The following is a 7,226-nucleotide window of genomic DNA, read 5'->3' on the forward strand; positions in this document are numbered from 1 at the left end:
GGGCGAGCCGGGCCAGCGCGTCGCGTTCGGGACCTCCGGGCACCGCGGATCGTCCCTGGCCACGGCGTTCAACGAGGACCACATCGCCGCGACCAGTCAGGCGATCTGCGAGTACCGGGCCGGACAGGGCACCAACGGGCCGCTCTTCCTGGGCGCCGACACCCACGCGCTGTCGGAACCGGCCCGTGTGACGGCGATCGAGGTGTTCGCCGCCAACGATGTGACCGTGCTCGTCGACAGCGACGACGGCTACACGCCCACCCCGGCGGTGTCGCACGCCATCCTGGCCCACAACCGCGGGCGTGCCTCGGGGCTCGCCGACGGTGTGGTGGTCACGCCGTCCCACAATCCGCCCGCGGACGGCGGTTTCAAGTACAACCCGCCGAGCGGCGGCCCGGCCGGTTCCGACGCGACCGGCTGGATCCAGGACCGGGCCAACGAGATCATCGCGGGCGGGCTGAAGGACGTACGGCGGATCCCGTACGCCCGCGCCCTGGCCGCGCCGGCCACCGGGCGGTACGACTTCCTCGGCACCTATGTGACGGATCTGCCGGCAGTGCTGGACCTGGACGCGGTGCGTGCCGCCGGGGTGCGGATCGGCGCGGATCCTCTGGGCGGCGCGTCCGTCGCGTACTGGGGCCGTATCGCCGAGCAGCACCGGCTCGATCTGACGGTGGTCAATCCGCTGACCGACCCCACCTGGCGGTTCATGACGCTGGACTGGGACGGCAAGATCCGGATGGACTGCTCGTCGCCGTACGCGATGGCCTCGCTGATCGACCGGCGCGACGAGTACGCGATCGCCACCGGCAACGACGCCGACTCCGACCGGCACGGCATCGTCACGCCGGACGCCGGGCTGATGAATCCCAACCACTATCTCGCCGCCGCCATCGGCTATCTCTACGCCCACCGCGACCGCTGGCCCGCCACGGCGGGCATCGGCAAGACGCTGGTGTCGTCCGGGATGATCGACCGCGTCGCCGCCGATCTCGGCCGCGAGCTGGTCGAAGTGCCCGTCGGCTTCAAGTGGTTCGTGGCCGGGCTGGCCGACGGATCGCTCGGTTTCGGCGGGGAGGAGTCGGCCGGGGCGTCCTTCCTGCGGCGCGACGGTTCGGTGTGGACCACCGACAAGGACGGCATCATCCTGGCGCTGCTCGCCTCCGAGATCCTCGCGGTCACCGGCAGGACGCCCTCCGAGCACTACGCCACGCTCACCGGCCGCTTCGGGGCGCCCGCGTACGCCCGTATCGACGCGCCCGCCACACCGGCGGAGAAGTCCGTACTGGCCCGGCTCTCCCCCGAGCAGGTCACGGCGGACAGCCTCGCGGGCGAACCGGTCACCGCCGTGCTCACCGAGGCGCCCGGCAACGGCGCGTCCATCGGCGGTATCAAGGTGATCACCGAGAACGCCTGGTTCGCGGCCCGTCCCTCGGGCACCGAGGACGTCTACAAGATCTACGCCGAGTCCTTCCTCGGCGCCGACCATCTCGGCCGGGTCCAGGAGGAGGCCAAGGGCGTCGTCTCGGCGGCCCTGGACCTGGACGCCTGAGTCCCGGCTGTCCGGACGTCCGCGGGGGGGCACGCGGCCACCGGGCGTACGGACCATGCCTGCGGACCACGCCCGTCCACGGACCGCGCGTACGAGCCTGTGCGCGCGGTCCGGTACGCGGTCGCCGGACCGCGCAGGCCACCGGACCATGACGGCCATTCGTGTGATGAATGTGGTGATGGTGTGAGCACACGGCGTGGCGAGGGAAGGCATGACCATCGGACACCGACACGCGTGCCCGTTCATCGACCGGTCTGACACGAGCTGTGTGCGTCCCAGGCCGGGCGAAGGGAGCAACGCAGATGATTGCTGTGCGACGCATCGCAGCTGCCGCGGCGCTGGCAGCGCTGGCCGGCATATCCGCGCCTTCCGCGTTCGCGGCGGCCAGGGCCGCCGACGACGCGCCTTTCCTGAAGGCGATTCATCAGGGCAACCTGGCGGAGATCCAGGCCGGTGAGAACGCGGGCAAGGACGCCAGGGCGACCTGTGTGAAGACGGTCGGCGCCACGCTGGTGCGCGACCACAAGAAGCTGGACGTCGGCGTCAAGGCCCTGGCGGGCAAACTCGGCGTCACTCTGCCCACCTCGCCCTCCACGGCGCAGAAGCAGGCGCTGGCGGCCGTGCAGGCGAAGGCGGGCACGAGCGGGTACGACAACGCCTGGCTCACCACCGAGGACAAGGGACACGTGGACACCCTCAAGCTCATCGACCAGGAGATCGCCACAGGCGGCAACTCCGAGGTCAAGGCGGCGGCCAAGGGGGCACGTCCCGTGGTGGCGGAGCACCTGAAGCTGATCCGTGACTGCAAGGCCGAGCTCAACCCGTCCTGACCCTAACCGCCCCTCCGGTCGGGCCCGCCGCCACGGAGACCGGCCGCTGCCGCCGCACCGACAACCGCGGCAGCGGCCGAACCCGTCGCGGCGGGAGACGTGTCCGCCGCGAGCGTTCGCGGGAACCGGACCGGGACGGGGAAGAACGAAAAGCGTACTCTCGGGTACGGCGGCCGGTATCACCGCCGTTCGTACCACCGTGGGAGGTCCTGATGAGACTTCTGGTCGTGGGCGCCGGGGCCACCGGTGGGTATTTCGGCGCCGGACTGGTGCGGGCGGGCAGGGATGTCACGTTCCTGGTGCGTCCCGGCCGGGCCGCCGTCCTGCGGGAGCGAGGGCTACGGCTCGTGGGCTCCGGAGAGGACGACCATGTCGAGGCACGGCTGGTCACGGCGGCCGAACTCCGTGATCCCGGCGGCCCGTACGGTCCCTACGACGTGGTCCTGGTGTCGGTGAAGGCGACGGCGCTGGCTCAGGCGATGGAGGACATCGCGCCGGCGGTCGGGCCGTCGACCGCGATCCTGCCGGTCCTGAACGGGATGGCGCACCTGGACCGACTCAACGACCGGTTCGGTACGGCGTCGGTGCTGGGCGGGGTGGCGTTGCTGGCGACGTCCGTGGACGCGCGGGGGGACATCGTCGTCCTGGCTCCCGGGGCGAAACTGACGCTCGGCGATCAGCGCGGCGGTGCCGCCCGCGCCGATGCCGCCGATTCGCCTGCCGGGCGCGCCTTTGAACTGCTCGACGGAGCGGGCTTCGAGGTCACGCTCTCGCGGAACATCCTCGCCGAGATGTGGCACAAGTGGGTCTTCATCGCCACCGCGGGCGCCATCACCTGCCTCATGCGCGGCACGGTCGGTGACATCGTCTCCGTACCGGGTGGTACCGCGTATGTGAAGGCCGTACTCGCCGAGACCGCCGCCGTGGCCGCCGCCGCGGGATTCCCGCTCGCCGAGGAACGGCGTGCCGCCACCGAGGACACGCTCACCCGGCCGGGTTCACCGTTCGCGCCGTCCTTCCACCGGGATGTGATGGCGGGCCGTTCGACCGAGGTCGAACATGTCTTCGGCGATCTGACCCGGCGGGCCGCGGAGCTCTCCGTCGCCACTCCGCTCATGGATCTCGCGACCATGAACCTGCGCGTGTACGAACACCGACGCACCGACGAACACCAAGGGGAACAAGCGCGGGGCTAGCGCCCGGTCCGGTCCGGAAGCGCGGATCCGGACTTGGCTTGCGTTTCGCAAGCCGACATCTAGCCTGGAGGTGGTGGCCTCGCAAGCGGCACACCGAAGGAGCGATGTCATGAGCCGGATCATCCTCAAGGAAATCGGGCCCGTCAGCGAGTCCGTCCAGCTCGAACCACATCCCGACCTGACCTTGGGGCCGGCCGATGTGCTGGTGGAGATGGAGGCCGCGGGAATCAATCTGACCGACTTCAGGCTGGCCGAAGGCACCTACACGGAACGTGTCCGGCCCTCCCTTCCGAGTGCGATGGGCACGGAGGGGGTGGGCCGCGTGATCGCGGCCGGTACCACCGCCGACCCCTCGCTCGTGGGCCGGCGCGTCGTGTTTCTGCCGAACTATCTCCAGGGCACCTGGGCGGACCGGACCGTCGCTCCCGCGAGCAGCGTGATCCCCGTGGGAGAGAAGGCCGACGCACAGCAGCTCGCCCTGCTCGCGGTCAACCCCGCGACGGCGTACGGCCTGCTGAACCGGTACGCCACGCTGGGGCCCGGCGACTGGATCGGCCAGGACATGGGCAACTCCGCCGTCGGCCGGAATGTGATCGCCCTCGCCCACCACGCGGGCGTCAGGACGCTGAGCGTCGTGCGCCGCGAGGAGACCGTCAAGCAACTGCTCGACCAGGGTGCCGACTTGGTGGTCGTCGGCGGAGCCGGGAAGGACGACGTGGACGGTCTACGGGACCGTATCGCCGACGCGCTGGGCGATACGACGTTCCGGCTCGTCTTCGACGGCGTCGGCGGTCCCGTCGCCGGAGCCCTCGCCCACTCGCTGGAATTCGGCGGCCAGGTGATCAGCTACTCGTCCCTGACCCACACACCGGTCGCGGTACCGGCCGCCGACCTCGTGTACCGCGAACTCGGCGTGCGCGGCTACTGGCTGATCAACTGGATCCGCACCGCGCCCCGGGCGGAGATCGAAGCCGTCTACACCGAACTCGCCGAACTGGTCGAACAAGGTGTCCTCCACACCCCTGTCGAGGAGACCTTCGCGCTCGCCGACTATCGCGCGGCGTTCGACCGTGCCCGCAAACCACAGCGAGAAGGAAAGATCCTGTTCCATTTCGGGGCGTAGCCGGAGTGTTCGGGACCGTGGCCGGAGCGAACGGGATCCGAGCGCACGGGACCGGTGCGCACGGGATCAGGGCCGGCCGGCGCCCTTGAGGTGGGCCGTGAGATGGGGGCCGTGGGTCTGCTGGGCGGGGATACGTTCGATGGCCAGAAGAACCGCGTCGTCGGCGGGATGTCTGCCGATGTGGGTCAGCAGATCGCGGTGGATGTGGCGCAGCAGCGCCTCCGGGCTGGACGCGGGAAAGGAGGCGACCCGTTCGGCCAGCGGGTAGAACACCCCGGCCGGCGAGCGGGCCTCGACGACGCCGTCGGTGTAGAGCAGCAGGGTGTCGCCGGTCTCCAGGGTGAACGGATCGACGCAATGTCCGGGACCGGGACCGGGCGGCTCGCACACACCCAGCGGCGGCGCCGGACTGGGTGAGTACAGCACCGAGACCTCCCGGTCGCGCACCAGGAGCGGTGGAGGGTGACCGCAGTTGATCATCTCGGACTCCGGGCCCTGGTCCGGTATGTCGAGCAGGAGAGCGGTGGTGAAGTGCTCGCCGGGATCGTCCTGGGTGTCGGCGACCTCCTCCAGACCGCGGCTGACGCTGCCTTCGAGGGCCGCCGCGAGTTCGAGCAGACTCGTGCAGCGGTGGGCGCCCTCCCGGAACGCGCCCAGCACCACCGACGCCTCGCCGATGGAGGCCAGACCTTTGCCCCGGACATCGCCGATCACCACCCGCGTACCGGTCCGGCCGGCCCGGGCGACCGCGAAGAGGTCGCCTCCGATCTGCGTCTCGTCCTCGGCCGACAGATACAGCCAGGCCACCCGCAGCGGCCCGATCCGCCGGGGCGGGGGCCGCAGCAGGACACGCTGCGCCGCGTCGGCCACCGAGCGGACCCGGATCAGCTCGCGGCCACGCCGGTCCCGTACCAGACAGAAGAAGACCACGAGGTTGGAGAGCAGGATCAGCGCCGTGATCTGCGCCAGATGGTTGGTCGTGGTCAGCCCGCCGTGGAAGACGGCGATGAATACCTGCGCCACCACCGTCAGCGCCCCGATCAGGGCGGTCAGCCGCGCCCCGGCGAAGGAAGCGGCGAGGGCCGGCGCGATCACCAGGAACGGGCCCAGATGGACGTCCGTCGGGGAGTGGAGGTCCACCACGGTGATGACCACGATCAGCGCGAGCGGGATCGCCACCAGCCCGCGACCCGACGGTTGCTCCTGAAGGCGGTCCGCCCATCCATACTCGGCACGCATGATGTCCCTTTTTATCACCTTTTTAGCGGCATGCACCTCCCTCATCCGCACTAAATATGAATGGACGGTCCACTGCTGTCGGTGACGACCGCCCCCACCCGATCGCCCCTGTCCCCTGATCCCCAACCGGCCGGAGCACCTGTATGCGAACGCTCTCGATCCCGCCGCCCGGCGCGTCGGCGGGGCTCAGCCTGTGCGGGGCCGTTGCGCGAAGCGTGTCGTCAGCGCCGTAGCAGCTCCGCCACTCCACGGCGGGTTCCGGCCAGCTTTGTTGCGTGTTGAACGAATGGCGGGCGGTATTCCGTACCCACACGTGGCCCTCCCGGCAGGCCGGGCCGGGCCCGAGCATCGCCTCTACGCGAATGGAGAACCTCCGTGACTTCTGCCGCCTCCTGGCGCACCCGGACCGCAGCCGTACTCCTGACGGCGCTGACCGTCGCAGGCTTGGCAGGGGCATCCGCCTCGGCAGCCGCAGTCCCCGTCGTCACCTGCCCCTCGTCCTCCTGCACCGCTCTGCTGACCGGCCTCGGCGAACCCGTCGACGCCGCGTACGACACCAGCGACAACGCCTATCTGACGTACCAGAACGGCGACCTGCTCAAGGTGAACACGGTGACCGGCGCGCGCTCCACCGTCGCCCGGGGCCTGGGCAATCTGCGCGGCATCGCCATCGACGACACCGGCAGCGCATACGTCGGAGACTTCGACGGCAACCTGCGCAAGGTCGATCTCGCCACCGGCCGGCATCAGCTCCTGGCCTCCGGACTCGGCTCACTGCACGGCATCGCCCGCAACGGCACCACCACCTACGCCACCGGCGGCAGCGGCAAGCTGTACGAGCTGAAGGAGGGCGGTACGGTACGTGTCGTCGCCTCCGGCCTCGGACTGTCCCAGGGCATCGCCCTGGACGGACGCGGCAGGGCGTACACCGCCGACATGTTCACGGGCCGGATCCTGCGGACGGACCTCACCAGCGGCACGACCAGAACCCTCGCCACCGAGTTCTACGAGCCCACGTCCATCTCCGTGGCGGCGGACGGCCACGTCTACTTCGCCGTCGGCAGCGAGGTCACGCGGCTCGACCCCGACACGGGCGTGGGCGCCCCCATCGCCAGCATCCGCGGCCTCAACTTCCTTGCTTTCAAGCTGGACCGGAACGGCAACGCCTACACCACCCAGGTGACGGGCACGGGCTCGCTCTGGAAAATCACCAACCTGGTCCCACGGTCCTGACCTTCGCTGCCTCGCCCCGGTCCCCGTGACCCGGGCGAGGCAGCGAAGGTCAG

At 70.3% G+C, this 7,226-nt stretch carries 6 protein-coding genes; 5 read left to right on the forward strand and 1 reads right to left on the reverse strand.

What is annotated here, in order from left to right:
* The 4 genes from pgm to BFF77_RS30110 all read left to right on the forward strand — a co-directional run.
* A partial coding sequence (gene pgm, locus BFF77_RS30095; protein ID WP_066956293.1) for a phosphoglucomutase (alpha-D-glucose-1,6-bisphosphate-dependent) occupies positions 1 to 1,552 on the forward strand: 1,552 nt, incomplete at its 5' end.
* Between the two features lie 302 nt (positions 1,553 to 1,854).
* The gene (locus BFF77_RS30100; RefSeq protein ID WP_066956296.1) at positions 1,855 to 2,382 is read left to right on the forward strand and encodes a DUF4142 domain-containing protein; all 528 of its coding nucleotides are present in this window, start codon (positions 1,855 to 1,857) and stop codon (positions 2,380 to 2,382) included.
* A gap of 212 nt (positions 2,383 to 2,594) precedes the next feature.
* Complete coding sequence (locus tag BFF77_RS30105) at positions 2,595 to 3,578, forward strand: ketopantoate reductase family protein (RefSeq protein WP_066956299.1); 984 nt, start codon at positions 2,595 to 2,597, stop codon at positions 3,576 to 3,578.
* 109 nt (positions 3,579 to 3,687) lie between these two features.
* Positions 3,688 to 4,701, forward strand: a complete 1,014-nt coding sequence (locus BFF77_RS30110; RefSeq protein ID WP_066956302.1) for a zinc-dependent alcohol dehydrogenase family protein — start codon at positions 3,688 to 3,690, stop codon at positions 4,699 to 4,701.
* A gap of 66 nt (positions 4,702 to 4,767) precedes the next feature.
* Here BFF77_RS30110 and BFF77_RS30115 read toward each other — a convergent pair whose 3' ends face one another.
* Complete coding sequence (locus tag BFF77_RS30115) at positions 4,768 to 5,940, reverse strand: PP2C family protein-serine/threonine phosphatase (protein ID WP_066956305.1); 1,173 nt, start codon at positions 5,938 to 5,940, stop codon at positions 4,768 to 4,770.
* A gap of 375 nt (positions 5,941 to 6,315) precedes the next feature.
* Between BFF77_RS30115 and BFF77_RS30120 the strand changes: the two genes are divergently transcribed.
* Positions 6,316 to 7,173: a Vgb family protein gene (locus BFF77_RS30120; RefSeq protein ID WP_066956308.1), complete on the forward strand. Its 858-nt coding sequence runs from the start codon at positions 6,316 to 6,318 to the stop codon at positions 7,171 to 7,173.
* Positions 7,174 to 7,226 lie beyond the last annotated feature (53 nt).

It is taken from the genome of Streptomyces lushanensis (genome assembly GCF_001700515.1).
Classification (GTDB): Bacteria; Actinomycetota; Actinomycetes; order Streptomycetales; family Streptomycetaceae; genus Streptomyces; species Streptomyces lushanensis.

What these genes read in the sequence shown, in the direction of transcription:
- BFF77_RS30100 (WP_066956296.1), top strand. Translation starts at nt 1,855, where the DNA reads ATGATTGCTGTGCGACGCATCGCAGCTGCCGCGGCGCTGGCAGCGCTG.
- BFF77_RS30105 (WP_066956299.1), top strand. Translation starts at nt 2,595, where the DNA reads ATGAGACTTCTGGTCGTGGGCGCCGGGGCCACCGGTGGGTATTTCGGC.
- BFF77_RS30110 (WP_066956302.1), top strand. Translation starts at nt 3,688, where the DNA reads ATGAGCCGGATCATCCTCAAGGAAATCGGGCCCGTCAGCGAGTCCGTC.
- BFF77_RS30115 (WP_066956305.1), bottom strand. Translation starts at nt 5,940, where the DNA reads ATGCGTGCCGAGTATGGATGGGCGGACCGCCTTCAGGAGCAACCGTCG.